Raw genomic sequence first — 265 nt, 5'->3', positions numbered from 1 at the left:
CACAATACGCCGTCTCGGCACGCGGGCTGGCGCAATAAGCGGTGGCGGCTGTCGCGCCCTCGCCATCGCGGGCCTGTGCCTTGATGCGAGGGCTGGCGCAATAGGCCGTTTTGGTCCGCGGGCTGGCGCAATAGGCGGCTTCGATGCGTGGGCTTGCGCAATAGGCCGCTTCGATACGGGGGCTGGCGCAATACGCCGTTTCGGTACGTGGGCTGGCGCAGTACGCGGCTTCGACGCGTGGGCTGGCGCAATAGGCGGTTCCGCT

At 67.9% G+C, this 265-nt stretch carries 1 protein-coding gene; it reads right to left on the bottom strand.

Features of this window, described 5'->3' with window-relative positions:
* A partial coding sequence (locus ASC93_RS32120) for a hypothetical protein (protein ID WP_229412722.1) occupies positions 1–265 on the bottom strand: 265 nt, incomplete at both ends.

Source organism: Massilia sp. Root335 (assembly GCF_001425685.1).
Lineage (GTDB): Bacteria > Pseudomonadota > Gammaproteobacteria > Burkholderiales > Burkholderiaceae_D > Telluria > Telluria luteola.
Note: the sequence above shows the minus strand (reverse complement) of the source record. Positions and strands in the feature narration are given on the sequence as shown.